Source organism: Pseudomonas sp. FSL R10-2964 (assembly GCF_009600035.1).
Classification (GTDB): domain Bacteria; phylum Pseudomonadota; class Gammaproteobacteria; order Pseudomonadales; family Pseudomonadaceae; genus Aquipseudomonas; species Aquipseudomonas bubulae.
In genome coordinates, this window is record NZ_WIWH01000015.1 from 85,961 (window position 1) to 101,726 (window position 15,766).

General features: G+C 60.6%; 18 protein-coding genes and 1 pseudogene. 10 read left to right on the forward strand and 9 right to left on the reverse strand.

Features of this window, described 5'->3' with window-relative positions; translation table 11 throughout:
* Window positions 1–160: 160 nt before the first annotated feature.
* A complete protein-coding gene (alr, locus tag GHN92_RS10645) occupies window positions 161–1,390 on the reverse strand; it encodes an alanine racemase (RefSeq protein ID WP_095018494.1) in 1,230 nt (409 codons plus the stop codon).
* Window positions 1,391–1,518: 128 nt separating this feature from the next.
* Window positions 1,519–1,959, reverse strand: coding sequence for an EamA family transporter (locus GHN92_RS10650; RefSeq protein ID WP_095000612.1), 441 nt, complete (start codon window positions 1,957–1,959; stop codon window positions 1,519–1,521).
* Window positions 1,960–2,185: 226 nt separating this feature from the next.
* On the opposite strand from GHN92_RS10650, the gene GHN92_RS10655 reads away from it, so the two are divergent.
* The gene (locus GHN92_RS10655; protein ID WP_095000095.1) at window positions 2,186–2,716 is read left to right on the forward strand and encodes a glyoxalase superfamily protein; all 531 of its coding nucleotides are present in this window, start codon (window positions 2,186–2,188) and stop codon (window positions 2,714–2,716) included.
* A 7-nt stretch (window positions 2,717–2,723) separates the two neighbouring features.
* Here GHN92_RS10655 and GHN92_RS10660 read toward each other — a convergent pair whose 3' ends face one another.
* Entirely contained in the window at window positions 2,724–3,530 is an 807-nt protein-coding gene (locus GHN92_RS10660) for a helix-turn-helix domain-containing protein (protein WP_240043282.1), read from the reverse strand.
* 114 nt (window positions 3,531–3,644) lie between these two features.
* On the opposite strand from GHN92_RS10660, the gene GHN92_RS10665 reads away from it, so the two are divergent.
* The 3 genes from GHN92_RS10665 (at window position 3,645) to GHN92_RS10675 (ending at window position 5,113) form a co-directional block, all read left to right on the forward strand.
* The gene (locus GHN92_RS10665; protein ID WP_095018497.1) at window positions 3,645–3,995 is read left to right on the forward strand and encodes a DUF2834 domain-containing protein; all 351 of its coding nucleotides are present in this window, start codon (window positions 3,645–3,647) and stop codon (window positions 3,993–3,995) included.
* A 102-nt stretch (window positions 3,996–4,097) separates the two neighbouring features.
* On the forward strand, window positions 4,098–4,808 hold the full coding sequence (locus tag GHN92_RS10670) for an AzlC family ABC transporter permease (RefSeq protein ID WP_095000613.1): 711 nt from the start codon (window positions 4,098–4,100) through the stop codon (window positions 4,806–4,808).
* Entirely contained in the window at window positions 4,805–5,113 is a 309-nt protein-coding gene (locus GHN92_RS10675) for an AzlD family protein (protein WP_095000098.1), read from the forward strand. Before GHN92_RS10670 ends, GHN92_RS10675 begins: the two co-directional genes overlap by 4 nt.
* Window positions 5,114–5,169: 56 nt before the next feature.
* Here GHN92_RS10675 and arsH read toward each other — a convergent pair whose 3' ends face one another.
* From arsH to GHN92_RS10695, 4 genes are read right to left on the reverse strand one after another with little or no spacing between them, the layout of a single operon-like run.
* Window positions 5,170–5,865, reverse strand: a complete 696-nt coding sequence (gene arsH / locus GHN92_RS10680; RefSeq protein ID WP_095000099.1) for an arsenical resistance protein ArsH — start codon at window positions 5,863–5,865, stop codon at window positions 5,170–5,172.
* Window positions 5,866–5,876: 11 nt separating this feature from the next.
* Window positions 5,877–6,347, reverse strand: a complete 471-nt coding sequence (locus GHN92_RS10685) for an arsenate reductase ArsC (RefSeq protein WP_153380111.1) — start codon at window positions 6,345–6,347, stop codon at window positions 5,877–5,879.
* A gap of 23 nt (window positions 6,348–6,370) precedes the next feature.
* On the reverse strand, window positions 6,371–7,654 hold the full coding sequence (locus tag GHN92_RS10690; RefSeq protein WP_095018500.1) for an arsenic transporter: 1,284 nt from the start codon (window positions 7,652–7,654) through the stop codon (window positions 6,371–6,373).
* Between the two features lie 8 nt (window positions 7,655–7,662).
* Window positions 7,663–8,010: a metalloregulator ArsR/SmtB family transcription factor gene (locus GHN92_RS10695; protein ID WP_095018501.1), complete on the reverse strand. Its 348-nt coding sequence runs from the start codon at window positions 8,008–8,010 to the stop codon at window positions 7,663–7,665.
* A gap of 277 nt (window positions 8,011–8,287) precedes the next feature.
* Here GHN92_RS10695 and GHN92_RS10700 point away from each other — a divergent pair, with 277 nt between their 5' ends.
* Complete coding sequence (locus tag GHN92_RS10700; RefSeq protein ID WP_095000614.1) at window positions 8,288–8,983, forward strand: class I SAM-dependent methyltransferase; 696 nt, start codon at window positions 8,288–8,290, stop codon at window positions 8,981–8,983.
* A 62-nt stretch (window positions 8,984–9,045) separates the two neighbouring features.
* Here GHN92_RS10700 and GHN92_RS10705 read toward each other — a convergent pair whose 3' ends face one another.
* A complete protein-coding gene (locus GHN92_RS10705; protein ID WP_153380113.1) occupies window positions 9,046–9,951 on the reverse strand; it encodes a LysR family transcriptional regulator in 906 nt (301 codons plus the stop codon).
* Between the two features lie 155 nt (window positions 9,952–10,106).
* Here GHN92_RS10705 and GHN92_RS10710 point away from each other — a divergent pair, with 155 nt between their 5' ends.
* From GHN92_RS10710 to GHN92_RS10720, 3 genes are all read left to right on the forward strand, one after another.
* Window positions 10,107–10,952, forward strand: coding sequence for an SDR family NAD(P)-dependent oxidoreductase (locus GHN92_RS10710; RefSeq protein ID WP_095000104.1), 846 nt, complete (start codon window positions 10,107–10,109; stop codon window positions 10,950–10,952).
* A gap of 280 nt (window positions 10,953–11,232) precedes the next feature.
* The gene (locus GHN92_RS10715; RefSeq protein ID WP_153380115.1) at window positions 11,233–12,432 is read left to right on the forward strand and encodes a collagen-like triple helix repeat-containing protein; all 1,200 of its coding nucleotides are present in this window, start codon (window positions 11,233–11,235) and stop codon (window positions 12,430–12,432) included.
* Window positions 12,433–12,591: 159 nt separating this feature from the next.
* Window positions 12,592–13,086: an ATP-binding protein gene (locus tag GHN92_RS10720; protein WP_095000106.1), complete on the forward strand. Its 495-nt coding sequence runs from the start codon at window positions 12,592–12,594 to the stop codon at window positions 13,084–13,086.
* Here the strand turns inward: GHN92_RS10720 and GHN92_RS10725 are convergent.
* Window positions 13,061–13,955 (reverse strand): annotated as a pseudogene (locus tag GHN92_RS10725) (LysR substrate-binding domain-containing protein). The gene GHN92_RS10720 and the pseudogene GHN92_RS10725 overlap by 26 nt on opposite strands.
* Before the next feature lie 139 nt (window positions 13,956–14,094).
* Between GHN92_RS10725 and GHN92_RS10730 the strand changes: the two are divergent.
* Both GHN92_RS10730 and GHN92_RS10735 read left to right on the forward strand, forming a co-directional pair.
* Window positions 14,095–14,718 (forward strand): glutathione S-transferase family protein, encoded by a 624-nt coding sequence (locus GHN92_RS10730; protein ID WP_095019871.1) that lies wholly within the window; start codon window positions 14,095–14,097, stop codon window positions 14,716–14,718.
* A 14-nt stretch (window positions 14,719–14,732) separates the two neighbouring features.
* Window positions 14,733–15,761, forward strand: a complete 1,029-nt coding sequence (locus tag GHN92_RS10735) for an LLM class oxidoreductase (protein ID WP_153380117.1) — start codon at window positions 14,733–14,735, stop codon at window positions 15,759–15,761.
* The last annotated feature ends 5 nt before the right edge of the window (window positions 15,762–15,766 follow it).

Sequence of the window (15,766 nt, forward strand, 5' to 3'; positions counted from 1 at the left end):
AGGATCGCAATGATAGCGCTTCTCATTAGCGTATGCTCGGGAATGTTTCGCGCTGTGTCAGATGTGGGAGCGAGCCTGCTCGCGAAGTCGTTCGCGAGCAGGCTCGCTCCCACACTAGGGCTTGACCTGCAACAGAGTCTCTACAAGCTCTACGCAGGCCCTACTTCTCGACCAGGACCTTCGGGTTGGAGTTGCCCCACACCGTATACAGGTCGGCCAGCAATGCACCGTTGATGTCTTCAACTTCCGCCTGGCTGATTTCGGCCTTGCCCTGTTGCCCGAACAACACCACTTCGTCGCCGCTTTTGACATCCGGCGCGTCTGTAACGTCGACCATGAGGGTATTCATCGAGACCTTGCCCACCACCGGCACGCGATGGCCGTTGATCAGCACGATACCCTTGTTGGTAAAGGCACGGCGGTAACCGTCGGAGTAACCCACGGTGACATTGGCCAGTTTCGAGTCGCGGCCCAGCGTCCAGGTGCGGTCATAGCCCACGGTGTTGCCCTTGGGGTAGCTGTTGACCGAGGCGACATGGGACTTGAATTGCATCACGCGCTTGTAGTCGGTGTGCGACGGCACCGTGTCGCCGAACAACGCACCGCCCGGGCGAACCATGTCCAGATGCGATTCCGGCACTTCCAGGGTGGCGAACGAGTTGGCCGCATGCAGGGTGATTTTGCTGCGATCGAGTTCTGCAACATTGATCAGCCATTGTGCCTGCTCGTTGAACGCCTTGAGCCCTGCACGCACGTCGTCGGCGTCTTCTACCGCGAAGTGGGTCATGATCGCGCGCACTTCCAGGTTCGGCACCTTGGTGATGGCGACCGCGTCGCGGCGGCCCTCTGCGGTGGTCATTTCCACGCCGTTGCGGCTCATGCCGCTGGAGTTCAGGCCCAGGTGCACCACCAGCGGACGGCCGTGTTTTTCGGCAATCAGGCTGGCCTTGACGGCGAAATCAAGGTTGCCCACCAACTCTTCCATATTGTACGGCAGCGCCGCTTCCAGCTCGCTGAGTGCTGCCGTACGCACACGGATCAGTTGGCCCTTGAAGCCGCTTTCACGTACCACGCGAGCCTCTTCATTGCTCGCCACGCCAACGCAAGGCACACCGGTAGCGATGATTGAAGGCATCAGCAGGCCGATGCCGTGACCGTAGGCATCGGCCTTGAGCACGGCGCAGATTTTCGATTTGTCGCCCACAGTCGCTTGCAACACGCCAATGTTGTGGACGAACGCGGCTCTGTTGATCTCGACCCAGGCATTGCTGTCCTGTGTATTGACCTGGGCAACGCCATCGACCATCGACAGCGGCGGGGCGGCGAAGGCCGGGTTGTGCATTAAAGCCATGCCCAAAGACAGGGCAAGAAGGGTACGGGTGAAGGGCATTTGCTGAGTTTCCATACGTTATTTTTTTTGCGGCAGGGTGACGCGCGGCAATACTAGGATTGGCTTGCAGGAAAAGTCACTCCCCGGGCCGCGTATCTGTCTGAAAGTGTCGTGGTGCCAAAGGGCACCTATCGCCGCCACGCCAGCAACACCACACCCACGGTAATCAGGCTGATCCCCGCCCATTGGCGAATATCGAGCTTTTCACCCAGCAGCGTCACGCCCAGCACGGCCACGATCACCACGCTGAGTTTGTCCACCGGCGCCACCAGTGACGCCTGGCCCAGTTGCAGGGCTCGGTAATAGCAGATCCACGAGGCCCCGGTGGCCAGCCCCGAGAGCACCAGAAACACATAGCTGCGCGCCGAAATCGAGCCCAGCGACTGATACTGGCCGGTTGCGTAGAGGATCAGTGCCAGGCTCACCAGCACGACGACGGTACGCAGTAAGGTGGCGAAATCGGAGTTGATGCCGGTAATGCCAATTTTGCCGAAAATCGCCGTCATGGCAGCGAACACCGCCGAAAGTAATGCCCAGAATGTCCAGCTTGAATAGAAAGTCGAGCCCATGGGTTTTCCTGAGTGATCGCTGAAGGTGCTTTCAAGCATATGTCATGCAGGGGCGTTGAGGCTGTAACCCGGTGCAGGGCTTGTGTACTATCGGCACTGGCCGATGCTGCCCGCCGCTCGCTCCCCATGGGAAGGTGAAAGCATGATTATCTGCCTTTTCCCCTCTCTCTTGACGGTCGAGGTTTGGCAACGCGAGCACCAAAAGCCTTCGCCCCCGGGAGCACTGATGCTGTCAATCGAGCAAGCCAAACAGATGGCCAAGAGCCTGCGAACCTCGCTGCAGGCGCGCAATCTGGAAGTCACCCATGCCATCGCCCTTGAACTGGTTGCCAGGCAACTGGGTTACAAGGACTGGAATACGGCCAGCGCACGGCTGCCTGTGCAGAGTGCTGCGCCGGCAATTAGCTTCGACAGGCCGATTCCGATATTGCGGATGTTTGATGAGGCCAAGGCCCGAGAGTTCTATCTGGATTTCCTGGGTTTCAGCGTTGAGTTCGAGCACCGCTTCGAAGCAGGTTTGCCGCTCTATCTGGGCATCAGCCGCAGCGGCTTGCAACTGCATCTTTCCGAGCATCATGGCGATGCCAGCCCCGGCTCCACGGTATTCGTACCCATGGACAATATCGAGTTGCTGCACGACGAGCTAATGGCCAAGCGCTACGGTTATGGCCGCCCGCAGATTGTCCAGCAGGGCTGGGGACGGGTGCTGGAGGTTCATGACCCGTTTGGCAACCGCATCCGTTTTTGCCAGGACTGACGGATCTTCAGCCCCGTGAGCGCTCATAAGCCGCTGTCATGATCTGCCAGGTTTGTGCATCCGCCGGGATCAGATGCTCGATACGCATTGAGGTTACGGTGATATCGAGCGGCATGCCGAATGTGGTGAAGGTGGACATGAAGTTCAGCTCGCCATGGGCGCAGGCAATGCGGGTCAAGACCAGTGGCGGCAGTTCCCGGGGCAGGGCCGCGAGGGTGTCCGGGGCGCTGAGGGTTTGCATAAGACTGGCCAGTACGGGGTTGGACAGGGCCTCGCGTGTCGCCCGTTGCCAGGCCAGGGTTCTTATTTCTTCGGGGTTGATCAGGTAATCACCCAGGCCGCCGGGTTGCAGCAGTGTGGTCAGCAGGTTCAAGTCCCGGGCCGCGTCTGCGGGCAGTCCGACCAGGCTGAACAGGGCTGCGGTGCTGGCGTTGGCATCCAGCACCTGCCAGTGGCTGCCCAACACAATCGCCGGGGCGGGGTTGTTGGCGTGCAACACATGGCTGATGGCCTCACGTACGGCCTCCATGGCCGGCGAAGAGAGCGGCGTTGTCTCGTAGCGCGGCGCATAACCCGAGGCCAGAAACAGGCTGTTGCACTGCTCCAGCGGTACCTCGAGGGCCATCAGCAGGTTATGCAAGGTGCCGGGGCCGGGTTTGGCGCGCCCGGTTTCGATGCAGCTCAAATGGCGTTGGGAAATACCCGTGATCAAGGCCAGCTCCAGCTGGCTCATACCGGCCTGACGGCGCAGCAGACGCAGCTGCGGGCCAGCGGTTGTCGGGGTGTTGATGCGGGGAAAGGTCAGGTTGTTCATCCATAAACTCTGGCAGGGGCAAAAGGCTGAGTCCATGACCTGTGAGGTCATTGCCGGTGGGGGAAAAGTATCACTAACTGGAGCCTTGTCCACTTCGTCGATTCGGAAATGCTAATGAAAAAATCCTGTCTCGCCCTTGCCGCGTTGCTCGGGTTCTCTGCTTACACAATCTTCACGATGTTGACCGCCCACCAGTCCCTTGCAGCTTTCGGACTGGAACTGATGGCCAGCCCGGACACGGCTCAAGTGGTGATCGACCTGTACCTGATGGCGGCGCTGGCTTGCGTGTGGATGTACCGCGATGCACGCGGTAAAGGCCGCTCGCTGGCCAGTGTGCTGCCGTACCTGCTGCTGACCGCGGTCTTCGTCGCCATCGGCCCGCTGCTGTATATCGTGGTCGAGGGGTTCGTACGCAACCCGGGCACAAATAGCCGGGCCTGTCTGAAAACGCCGCGCCAACCCTGACATTGCGACACCTTTCACACCTGCGCACTGTTGTGCATTAGATTCAGCCCCGCATAATGCGGGCATAAAAACAGTGTGGCGTAGCGCAGAAGGGGTGGTGTGTTGTCGAGCAGTGATAAAAGCGTGGTCGAGCTGAACTGGGCCGAGGTAGGGGATGGTTTCAAGCAGCTGTTGCCCATTTCCATGTTTGTGGTGGTGTTCGGTGTGGCCTTCGGTCTGGCTGCCGCGCAGACCGGTCTGGACAACAGCGCCAGTTTGTTGATGAGCGCTTTGGTATTCGCCGGGGCCTCGCAGTTTGGTGCCCTTGATCTCTGGGGGGCGCAGGTCCCGGTTGTGCCCCTGATCGTCACGGTGTTTGCCATCAATGCCCGCCATCTGCTGATGGGTGCGACCTTGTATCCCTGGCTGCGCGAGCTGCCTGCGGCCAAGCGCTACGGAGTGATGATGGTGATCTCGGATGCCAACTGGGCAATGTCGATGCAGGCATTCAACAGCGGCAAATCGGGCATCGGCCTGATCCTGGGCGGTGGCATAGCCCTGTGGGCGGCCTGGGTGCTGGGCAGTTGGCTGGGCGTGTACTTCGGCAGCGCAATTGAAGACCCGGTCAGCCTGGGCCTGGACATGGTGATGGGCTGTTTTCTGCTGGCGATGGTAATCGGCGGGCAAAAAAACCTGCGCATGCTGATTATCTGGTGCGTGGCGGGCGCCTCGTCGCTGTTGGCGTACCGCTACTTGCCTGAAAACAGCCATGTGGTGGTCGGCGCATTGGCGGGCGGGGTGTTGGGTGCGGTGTGGATGGAGAAGAAAAAATGAGCATCGATACCGCCGGTTACGGCACCTTCATCATTGTTCTGATTATGGCTGTGGTCACGTTGATTACGCGTTTGGGGGGCGTTTTCGTGATGTCCTTCGTGCCCATCAACTACCGGGTGCAGCAATTTATCAGCGCCATGTCGGGCTCGGTGCTGGTCGCCTTGCTCGCGCCCCTGGCCCTCAACGGCGATAACGGCGCACGGCTGGCCTTGCTGACCACCGCAGCAGTGATGCTGCTGCTCAAGAAGCCGCTGCCGGCGATTGCCGCAGGGGTGATCGCGGCTGCGGTGTTCAGGCATCTGTAAATGACCAGGTTGAAGAAGTCGAGGCGCGCGTCGACTTCTTCAACAACAGCCACTGTTCAAATTGAGCGCTGATTGACCCGCTGGCTCAGTTCTTGCGCCGACTCCTTGCGTTCGGAATACCGGTCAACCAGGTCCGGGCGATCGCGCAGCAATACGGTGAACTTCACCAGTTCCTCCATGACATCGACCACGCGGTCATACAGCGCAGACGGTTTCATGCGGTTGTGCTGGTCAAACTCCAGATAGGCCTTGGGCACCGAAGACTGGTTGGGGATGGTGAACATGCGCATCCAGCGACCCAGCACGCGTAACTGGTTGACCACATTAAATGACTGGGAGCCGCCGCACACCTGCATCACCGCGAGGGTTTTGCCCTGAGTCGGGCGTACCGCGCCCAATGCCAGAGGCACCCAGTCGATTTGCGCCTTGAACACAGCTGACATCGCGCCATGCCGTTCCGGCGAGCACCACACTTGCCCTTCAGACCACTGCATCAGTTCCAGCAGTTCCTGGACTTTGGGGTGATCATTCGGGGCGTCATCGGGCAGCGGCAGGCCCGAGGGGTTGAAGATCCGAGTCTGGGCGCCAAAGTGTTCGAGCAATCTGGCCGCTTCCTCTACCAGCAGGCGGCTGAACGAGCGTTCCCGCGTCGAACCGTATAACAACAGGATGCGTGGTTTGTGCGGGCTAGCGGGTTGCACGGTTTTGGCAGAAATCAATGTGGTGTCGAGATTGGGCAGTGTGTCGCTCATGGTGGCTCCGGTTACAGGGTGCTGATACGGTCGAGTTCGCGTTTAAGTGCCGCGGGCTCAAGCCGGGTAAAGGGCAGGGCGAAAAAGGCCCGGCAGCGCGTTTCGATATGCGCCAGGGTGGCGTGGAACGCGGCGGTTACGGTCGCCTCGTCACCCTTGACCTCTGAAGGGTCTGCCAACCCCCAGTGGGCTTTGATGGCCGGGCCGAAATACACCGGGCACGCCTCAGCGGCGGCCTTGTCGCAGACGGTGATGACAAGATCCGGCGGGTTGTCTTCGTAGGCGTCATTGCCCTTGCTGCTCAGGCCGTCTATGCCGATACCGGCTTCTTGCAGGGTGAGCAGGCTGCGGGGCAACACCTGCCCCCGGGGAAAGCTGCCCGCACTGATGGCCTGGAACCCTGGTGGCGCCAGATGGTTGAACATGGCTTCGGACAGAATGCTGCGACAGCTATTGGCGGTACACATAAACAGAACACGCATGGTAGTTGCTCTTTGCGGTGGTATTAAAGGCTCAGGCGCAAAGCCAGGGCAGACAGGGTGACAAGCAGAATCGGCAGGGTCAGGATCAGCCCCACCTTGAAGTAGTAACCCCAGGTGATGCGAATGCCCTTGCGTGCCAGCACATGCAACCACAGAAGGGTGGCCAGACTGCCGATGGGGGTGATTTTCGGGCCCAGGTCGGAGCCGATGACATTGGCGTAGATCATCGCTTCGCGGATCACCCCGCTGGCATCACTGGCCTGGATTGACAGCGCGCCGAGCAAGACCCCGGGCATATTGTTCATCACCGAAGACAGCAGTGCGGCGAGCACCCCGGTGCCCAGGGTGGCGGCCCAAAGGCCGGACTCGGCCAACTGATTGAGAACCAGCGTCAGGTGGTGGGTCAGCCCGGCATTTTTCAGCCCGTACACCACCAGGTACATGCCCAGTGAGAACGTCACCACCTGCCAGGGAGCTTCGCGCAACACCCGTCGCGTTGAAATGACGTGGCTGCGCGCAGCCACAGCGAATAGCAGGGCGGCGCACACTGCAGCAATCGCGCTGACTGGAATGCCCAGTGGTTCCAGTGCAAACAGGCCTGTGAGCAGCAAGACCAGAACCCCCCAGCCGACAGCAAACGTCAACGGGTCGCGTATGGCCTTTCGTGGTTCGGGCAGCTCATCATGACAATAGTGGCGTGGAATATCGCGGCGGAAAAACCCGTACAACACCAGCAGCGTGGCGGCGACTGCAACGCAGTTGACCGGTACCATGACCGCGGCATAGGCGCTGAAACCCAGGCCGAAGTAGTCGGCCGAGACAATATTGACCAGGTTCGACACCACCAGCGGCAGGCTGGCAGTATCGGCAATAAAGCCTGCGGCCATGACAAACGCCAGGGTTGAGGCGGCAGAAAAGCGCAAGGCGAGCAGTATCGAGATCACGATGGGGGTCAGGATCAGTGCCGCGCCGTCATTGGCAAACAGTGCCGATACACCGGCCCCCAGCAGCACGGTAAACACAAACAGGCGGCGGCCATCACCCTTGGCCCAGCGGGCCACATGCAGGGCCGCCCACTGAAAGAAACCTGCTTCGTCGAGCAACAGGCTGATGATGATCACGGCGATAAAAGTGGCCGTGGCATTCCATACAATGGCCCACACTTGGGCAATATCGTGCAGTGATACCGCCCCCGCAAGCAGTGCCACAACCGCACCCAGTGAGGCACTCCAGCCCACCCCCAGGCCTTTGGGCTGCCAGATTACCAGAACCAGAGTGACCAAAAAAATTGCGAAGGCGATAAGCATCGGACGTCTCAGCAGCAGGCAATGGTGTTGAGCGGGCGCTCGCCCATGGCAGAGAGCCGGGCACTGTCGTGCGCAAGCCACTCGGTGTTGGCCAGCAGGGTGGTTTCAAGAACGCTGCGCACCCAGTCCGGCAGTTGCGGGTTGAGGCGGTAATACACCCACTGCCCCTGGCGGCGGTCGAGCAGCAACCCGCAGCCTCGAAGCTGGGCCAGATGGCGGGAAACTTTCGGTTGGCTTTCATCCAGGGCACAGACCAGTTCGCATACACAGAGCTCGCCCTCACGGGCGATCAGCAAGGTGGCCCTGGCGCGGGTTTCATCGGACAGGCATTTGAACAGTGCGGCGGGACTGAGCATGGTGACTCTCTGTCTATACATATGGAAATACGAATATACGGATATCCATATGCAATAGCAACCTTGATCCCCCGCAAGACGTGCTCGGTAAAGGTGGGAGCCGGGCTTGCCGGCGATGGCGTCGACGCGGTTTGACTGAGCCACCGCGCCGGCTGTATCGCGAGCAAGCCCGCTCCCACAGGGGCGGCGTGTGCCGGTGCTTTACCCGGGCCTGCTCACCGCGCATCATGTGCCGCCCCCCACACTGGCGGGCATCCGTGGTGAAAAGGAACAGCAGTTGAACGAACACACATTGTCCATGCGTCTGGAGCGCGTGGCAGCCCATATGCCGGCAGGTGCGCGGCTGGCCGATATCGGCTCGGACCACGGCTACCTGCCGGTGGCGTTGCTGCGTCGGGGGGCCATTGCCGCCGCCGTGGCGGGCGAGGTGGCCCTGACGCCCTTTCAGGCGGCCCGGCGTACCGTGCGCGAAAACGGCTTCGAGCAACGCATTAGCGTGCGCCATGCCAGTGGCCTGGCAGCGATCAGGCCGCAGGACGAGATTACGGCGATCAGCATCTGCGGCATGGGTGGCGAGACCATCCGCGATATTCTTGCAAGTGGCAAGGCACACCTGAGCGGACGGGAGCGCCTGATCCTGCAACCCAACGGCGGCGAGCAGCCTTTACGGCAATGGCTGATGGAAAACCACTACCACATCCTTTGCGAAGAACTGCTGCGGGAAAACCGTTTTTACTACGAAATCATCGTCGCCGAACGCATCGGACCGGTGAGCTATACCGCCGAGCAATTGTACTTTGGCCCCTTCCAGATGCAGGCGCGCAGCCCGCTGTTTCTGGGTAAGTGGCAACGTATGCTGGGTGAAAAACGCAAGGTTCTGAGCAATCTTGCCCTGGCGCGCCAGGCCGTGCCCGAAGCCCGGGTGGAGGAAATTGCCCGACAGGTCAGATGGATCAGCGAACTGCTGGCTTGAGTCTCGACTCATGCGGCGCAGCCATGCCAGCAAGTTTACTTGAAGGGGTTCGCTGAGCCTGTTCAGGGTTGAGTGTTGCCATCGAGCATGGCAATAAAGTGCTGTATCAGCGGTGACGGGTTATGGGCATGCCAGTTCATGTACAGGCCGATGGTCGGGTTGGCAGCGCCTGTCAGCGGCCGGATCGGACGGAACGCTACCTTGTCGCGCAGCGTCGAGCCGGCGAGGGATTGCGGCACCAGGGCCACGCCAAAACCGCAACTTACCAGGCCGATCAGGGTATGCAGCTGTGCGGCCTCCTGTACCACCCTGGGGTAGAACCCGGCGTTTTCGCACAGGCCGATCAACTGGCCGTGATAGCCGCTGCCCAGGGCTTGTGGAGTAAAGACAAAGTCTTCGTCAGCAAAATCGCGCAGCTCGATGGGCCCTGACTGCGCCTTGGGATGATCCAGGGGCAGGGCCATGACAATGGCCTCGTCGAGCAACAGGCGCGATTCGATGTCGGCTGCGATGAAGGGCAGTTTGCGCATAAAGGCGATATCGGTCTCGGCAGCCAGCAGCGCCTCGGCCTGGCTGGAGGAAGGCATTTCCTTGATCACCAGCTGGACCTGGGGAAAGGTTTGGCGAAACTGCCTGAGGCTGTTGAGCAACGGCTCGAAGTACGCGATAGACACCGCGCTGACAGTGAGCACACCGGCTACCCCTTGCGCCACCTGGCGGGCGTACTCCACCCCCTGTTCCAGTTCCTTGAGTGTGCGACAGGCCGCCTGCAAAAAGGCCTGGCCTGCGGGCGTCAGCTTGACCTCGCGCCTGCTGCGGGTGAACAGGGCTAACCCCAGCTTGTCTTCCAGTCGGCTGATCGCCTGGCTCAGGGGTGGCTGGGCCATGTGCAGGCGCACGGCGGCCTTGTGGAAATGCAGTTCCTCAGCCACCGCGATGAACTGACGGAGCAGTCGGGTTTCGATCATGTGCAGTGTTCCTTCCTTTGAACGGGGTTATCTGTGAACACCGCCGCTCTCACAGAGGGGCTGATAGGCAGCGGGTATCAACGGGCCTGTTGAACGGTATTAAACAACGCGCCTTTTGATTGTTACGGTGAAGTATCAATCAAGAGGGCATCCTTATGGACTTTAACGGCAAAACCGCAATTGTAACGGGTGCTGGCCGGGGCCTGGGCTTGAGTTATGCCAGGGAGCTGGCACGGCTGGGCGCCCATGTGCTGATCAGTGATATTGGCGCAGACAGGCAAGGCGCAGCAGCAGATGCATCCGTTGCCCATGACGCCGCGCAAGCGCTGGCAGCCCAGGGCTACAGCGTGATCGGTCATCACGGTGAGTTGGTCAGCGAGACGGGTTGCCGGCAGTTGGTCGAAACGGCCGTCGAAGCGTTCGGGCGGCTGGATATTGTGATCCACAACGCGGGCTGGGTCGGTTACCAGGCTATTGAAGAAGCGCAGCCTGAGTTTGTCGAGCGCGCGCTGGGGATCAATGTGTATAGCCCGATCTGGCTGTGCAAACATGCCTGGCCGTACCTGCGCCAATCATCGGCGGCGCGGGTGGTGCTGACCTCTTCGGACCGGGCCATGTACCAGCCCTATGCCCAGCCGGGCCTGACCGCCTACGCCGCCGGCAAGATGGCACAATTGGGCATCATGAATGCCCTGAGCAGGGAGGGTGCCGCCGATGGCATCCTGGTGAACGCAGTAGCGCCGGTGGCCAAGACCCGGATGTGGGGCGTTAACGGCGAACCGGACAACCTCAAGCCCCAGTGGGTGACTCCCGGTGTGATCTTTCTGGCCTCGGCTCAGTGCCAGGACAGCGGCTATATTCTGCGGGCCAGCAATGGTCAGTTCACGGCAACGCGGTTTGTCGAGAATCCCGGGGTGGACTACCCCCTGGATCTGGCCCGAATCAGGGCCGACAGCGCCGAGCAGGTCGCCCGCTTGTGGGAGCAGATCAAGGAATGCTGATGCTGGGGTCGGTCTTGTTAATTGTGCTTACCACTTAAGTAGGGGGCGCTGCGGCCATTGCGTGAAAAAGCCCTGTGCAAGTTGATATGCAGCGCTTTTTATAACCTGAGCATTAGTCCTTAAGTCGAGTCGCGGCAGCCTTATAGAGAGTATTAATACCAAGGAGTGAGTTGTGGGTTCGAGCCCGTGGCGTTGTCATGTTCCCCAGGATGGAAACTCCCTCTGATGCGAGTGCTGGGAGCTTTCGAACTCAGGCATGACAGATTCAAGGGAGCTGATTATGAACACCCAACTCTGGTTGAAAACAAGCACGGCCCTGTTGTTGGTCATGAGCGCCAGCCTGGCGGGCTGCCACAGTGGTGGTGGCGGGCATCACAGCAGTGACAGCGCAAGCACGCCGACGCCGCCGACCAATCCGACCACGCCAACTGATCCCACTACACCGACAGATCCAACTGATCCGACTGATCCAACCAATCCAACCAATCCAACCAATCCGCCTAACCCGGCAGTTACCCCGCCTCTGGTCACGGGGCAGGTCGCCGGTGAAGTCGGCACCGGACTGGGCGGTGTCGGCACCCTGGTCAGCGGCGTGGGCACTACCCTGACCACCGTTCCTGTGGTCGGCGCAGCAGGCGGGTTGGTGGTCAATACCGGTAATGCCGTGACTTCCATTACCGATGGCGTGACCAATGGCCTGGGCTCGCTGGGCACTGACAAAAACTCGCTGGGCATTACCGTGGCTGGTGTTACCAATGGCGTCAGCGATGTGGGTAAAGGCGTTTCGTCTCTCGGCACAGGTGTCAGCGCTCTGGTCGACAACACACCGATCAGTCAGGTCCCGCTGGTAGGCGGCGTAGTGGGCAAGGTCACCGGCACCGCGGGCGGGCTGGTGGACAAGGTCGGCACCACCGTCACCATGCTTGGCAACACACTGACCACCAATGTGACCAGCGGGCAATTGGGCAAGGCTACCGGTGGTTTGAATGACAAGGTCGTGGTCCCCGTGATCTCAATGGTGGAAAACGTCACAGGCAAGGTAGGCACCACCACCGGGTTGGGGCAGCCGGTGGACGGGTTGTTGACGAAGGTTGGCGGCGTGGTCGGCGGGCTGGGTGACAAGGTAGTCGATACCGGCAAGAACCCGCTCACCAATGTGGTGGGCGGTGTGCTAGGCGGTGTGGGTGGGGCACTGGATAAATCCGGCGGTTACCTGAACCCGACGACAACCACCGGCACCGGCACAAGCACAACTACCGGCGGGCTGGGCGGTTTGCTGGGCGGGCTGGGCACGGCCACAGGTTCAACCGGTACTCAGACAACCACCGGCGGCACAGGTGGTTTACTGGGTGGCAGCACTGGCTTGCTTGGCAGCCTGGGCGGCACGACCGGTACCCAGACAAACACCGGCACCTCGGGTGGCGCAAGTGCTTCCGGCGGGCTGGGTGGCCTGCTTGGCGGCCTGCTAAACAAAAACTGACTGGCCGCGCGCGGACGCTGTTGTACGGTTCGGTCTGTACCCCTGAAGTTCAGGTGCAGACCGGGCTGTTTTTCGTTCACCCTTGGCTGGTTTTATTGGCAATTGCGTTCTCTGCCAGCGCTGGGCATCATCCAATGTCCGCACTCAAGGAAGCGTCCCATGGTCACTGCGACACTGCATCTGATGTGCGGCAAGATCGCATCAGGCAAATCAACCCTGGCCAGAACGCTTGCGGTGGAGCACAGCGCGATATTGCTGAGCGAAGATAAATGGCTCTCCTCTCTTTATCCCGGTGCGATCAATTCGGTAACCGATTACGCAGCCTACAGCCTGAGGATTCGCGGTGTGCTGGGGCCTCTGGTGATCGACCTGCTGGAGTCCGGTGTGGATGTGGTGCTGGATTTTCCTGCCAATACCATTGCCGGCCGTGAATGGTTGCTCGGCCTGGCAGAAACCGCGCGTGTGCCGCACTGCCTGCATTATCTCGCTGTGGACGACGACACCTGCCGTGCGCGCCTGCATGTACGCAACCAGCTTGCCGAGCATGACTTTGCCGCATCGGATGCCGAGTTTGATCTGATCACCACCTACTTTCGTTCACCGGATGCAGACGAGGGGCTGGTGATTGTTACTTACCCCCGGCCTCTTGCATGATCCAGTGCATAAATGCCCTGACCTCATCCCGTTGCATTGCCTCCACCCGCGTTACGGCGTAGTAGGCAAAGCGCGCCGGCCAGGGCTTGTCCATGACTTTTACCAGACGGCCTGCAGCGATTTCTTCGGTTGCGTACTCCTGGGGCACCAAGGCCAGCCCCTGGCCTGCTTCGGCTGCGCGGATCAATAAAAAATCGTCCTCAAAAGCAGTCCCGCGCTCGGCGCGCGGGTCTTTGCCCACGCCATGGGCGCTGAGCCACAACAGCCAGTCGGCACGGTCAGCGTCATGCAGCAGGGGGAAGTCGAGGCAGTCCTGCGGCTGTGCCGGCCCCGGGTTGCCAGCCAGCAGGGCGGGGCTGGCGACGGGGATCAGTACAGGTGCCATCAAACGGGTCACGTGCAGGCCGGGATAGAACCCAAGCCCATGGCGCAAGGCAATATCGACACGCCCGCGGTGCATGTCCACCAGCGCGGAAGTGGCCTCCACCCGCACCTCGATATCCGGGTGCAGGCGGTTGAATCGTCCCAGGCGCGGCACCAGCCATGAGGCGGCAAAGGTTGCCACCGTACTGATCGTCAGGGTCTGGCGAGTCGTACTTTCGTGCAGTGACTGCATGGCTTTTTCGATTGCCCCGAAGGCTTGCTGCAGGGTGGGGTGCACAGATGCGCCAGCCTCTGTAAGCCGCAAGCCGCAAGCCGCTGCGTTCGCGGGTAAACAGCGGCATGCCGACCCGGTCTTCCAGCAGGCGGATCTGCTGGCTGACGGCACCTGAGGTGACATTCAGCGTTTGCGCGGCCGCCTTGATGCTGCCTTGCTGGCCTACTTCGACAAATGCTCGCAAGGCGAGAAGGGGCAGTGAAGCTGCCATAGGCTTTAGTTTTCCTGAATCTGGTGTGCAGAAATGATCGTTTCCGCTGACACACAGCGAAAGCGATGATGTTCCGAGTTTAGAGATGCTGTGCAAGTTTAGTAAAACTATATCTAACCGGACGCCCTGCATGAACCCCATGATCACGTTGTATACCGACAGCTCGCCCAATGGTTTCAAGATCACCATTGCCCTGGAGGAACTCGGTTTAACCTACCACCTGCGGCACGTAAACATTGACCAGGGCGAGAACCGCAGCCCGGCGTTTTTGCGCCTCAATCCGCACGGGCGTATCCCGGTGCTGGTCGACGAAAGCAGTGGCATCACATTGTTTGAATCGGCAGCCATCCTCCTGTATCTGGCTGATATCAGTGGTCAGCTCTTGCCCGTCGAACCCGCCAAACGCTGGGAAGCCATCCAGTGGCTGATGTTTCATGCTGCCAGCGTGGGGCCTGTGATGGGCCAGCGCGTTCACTTCGAGCTGTTTGCCGCAGACAAAATTCCCCAGGCCATTTCGCGCTATCGGCGCTTGATGGATGAAGCCTTTACCACCCTGGACAACCGCCTGGCCGAGCACCCCTATCTGGCCGGTGACGAGTACTCGATTGCCGATATTGCCCAGTTTGGCTGGACCCATATCGCGCAAGTCATCGATTTCGATTTCAGCGCCTATAAGCACCTGAGCGCCTGGTACCAGCGCATTGGCACCAGACCCGCCGTGCAGCGCGGTATCGCTCTGCCTACTCGCGCCACCGGCGCTTGAACCAGGGGATCAATATGAACACTACAGATCAGGTCACAGGCCAGTCGTCGCCCGCATTTGCCAGCCACCGCGGTTATCGGCGCATGTTCGCGGCCAATCAGCTGACCCTCGGGATTTTTCTGCCATTGCGCTTTTACAAGGGCGACATGGCGGTACTGGCCGGGCAGGCCGAGCGGGTTCGCGACATCGACCGATATGGTTTTGCCGCAGTCTGGGTGCGCGACGTACCGCTGTTCGATCCTGCCTTCGGTGATGCGGGGCAAGTATTCGATCCCTTTACCTACCTGGCGTTTCTGGCGGCTCACACCCGCACAATTGCGCTGGCAACCGGCAGTGCAATCTTTTCGTTGCGCCATCCCATTGATCTGGCCAAGGCCAGCGCCACCATCGATCAGTTGTCGAACGGGCGCCTGGTCATGGGGATCGCCTCGGGAGACCGGGCCATTGAGTTTCCCGCCTATGGTCTGGAGCACGCCCGGCGGGGTGAGCGGTTTGCCCAGAGCGTGACGTATTTCCGCCAACTGATGCAGGCCCGTGCGCCGGTTATCGATTCGGCACTGGGGCACATGGCCGGAGCCGAATTTCTGCCCCGGCCCGTGGCGGGAGCCATCCCCCTGATGGTCACCGGTTCATCCCGTCAGTCACTGGCCTGGATTGGCGAGCATGCCGATGGCTGGCTGACCTTTCCCGAATCGACCCACGACCGCGCAGGGCCGCAACGCCTGGGCGAAAAGATCCGGGCCTGGCGCCAGTTGATCCCGGACGGCGGGTTCAGGCCGCACATGACCAATGAATGGCTCGACCTGGTTGATGATCCCGATTATCCCCGCACCTCTTTACAGGGCGGTTATGTGTTGCGCACCGGGCGCAATGGCCTGATTGACCTGCTGGGTGAATGGCAAGCAGCAGGGGTCAACCATGCGGCCCTGGGTATCCAGTTTTCGGCGCGGCCTGCGGCAGAGGTCATACAGGAGCTGGCAGAGCACGTGTTGCCGCATTTTCCTTCCCATCAGGGGCCGGGGCGTGTCGGGCCAGCATGGTGAAGGCA

Bases quoted from the DNA above. Each gene is read 5' to 3' on its own strand.
- GHN92_RS10715 (WP_153380115.1), top strand. From the start codon at position 11,233: ATGAACACCCAACTCTGGTTGAAAACAAGCACGGCCCTGTTGTTGGTC.
- GHN92_RS10650 (WP_095000612.1), bottom strand. From the start codon at position 1,959: ATGGGCTCGACTTTCTATTCAAGCTGGACATTCTGGGCATTACTTTCG.
- GHN92_RS10690 (WP_095018500.1), bottom strand. From the start codon at position 7,654: ATGCTTATCGCCTTCGCAATTTTTTTGGTCACTCTGGTTCTGGTAATC.
- GHN92_RS10705 (WP_153380113.1), bottom strand. From the start codon at position 9,951: ATGATCGAAACCCGACTGCTCCGTCAGTTCATCGCGGTGGCTGAGGAA.
- GHN92_RS10695 (WP_095018501.1), bottom strand. From the start codon at position 8,010: ATGCTCAGTCCCGCCGCACTGTTCAAATGCCTGTCCGATGAAACCCGC.
- GHN92_RS10675 (WP_095000098.1), top strand. From the start codon at position 4,805: ATGAGCATCGATACCGCCGGTTACGGCACCTTCATCATTGTTCTGATT.
- GHN92_RS10720 (WP_095000106.1), top strand. From the start codon at position 12,592: ATGGTCACTGCGACACTGCATCTGATGTGCGGCAAGATCGCATCAGGC.
- GHN92_RS10685 (WP_153380111.1), bottom strand. From the start codon at position 6,347: ATGCGTGTTCTGTTTATGTGTACCGCCAATAGCTGTCGCAGCATTCTG.
- GHN92_RS10660 (WP_240043282.1), bottom strand. From the start codon at position 3,530: ATGAACAACCTGACCTTTCCCCGCATCAACACCCCGACAACCGCTGGC.
- GHN92_RS10730 (WP_095019871.1), top strand. From the start codon at position 14,095: ATGATCACGTTGTATACCGACAGCTCGCCCAATGGTTTCAAGATCACC.
- GHN92_RS10655 (WP_095000095.1), top strand. From the start codon at position 2,186: ATGCTGTCAATCGAGCAAGCCAAACAGATGGCCAAGAGCCTGCGAACC.
- GHN92_RS10710 (WP_095000104.1), top strand. From the start codon at position 10,107: ATGGACTTTAACGGCAAAACCGCAATTGTAACGGGTGCTGGCCGGGGC.
- arsH (WP_095000099.1), bottom strand. From the start codon at position 5,865: ATGAGCGACACACTGCCCAATCTCGACACCACATTGATTTCTGCCAAA.
- alr (WP_095018494.1), bottom strand. From the start codon at position 1,390: ATGCCCTTCACCCGTACCCTTCTTGCCCTGTCTTTGGGCATGGCTTTA.
- GHN92_RS10665 (WP_095018497.1), top strand. From the start codon at position 3,645: ATGAAAAAATCCTGTCTCGCCCTTGCCGCGTTGCTCGGGTTCTCTGCT.
- GHN92_RS10735 (WP_153380117.1), top strand. From the start codon at position 14,733: ATGAACACTACAGATCAGGTCACAGGCCAGTCGTCGCCCGCATTTGCC.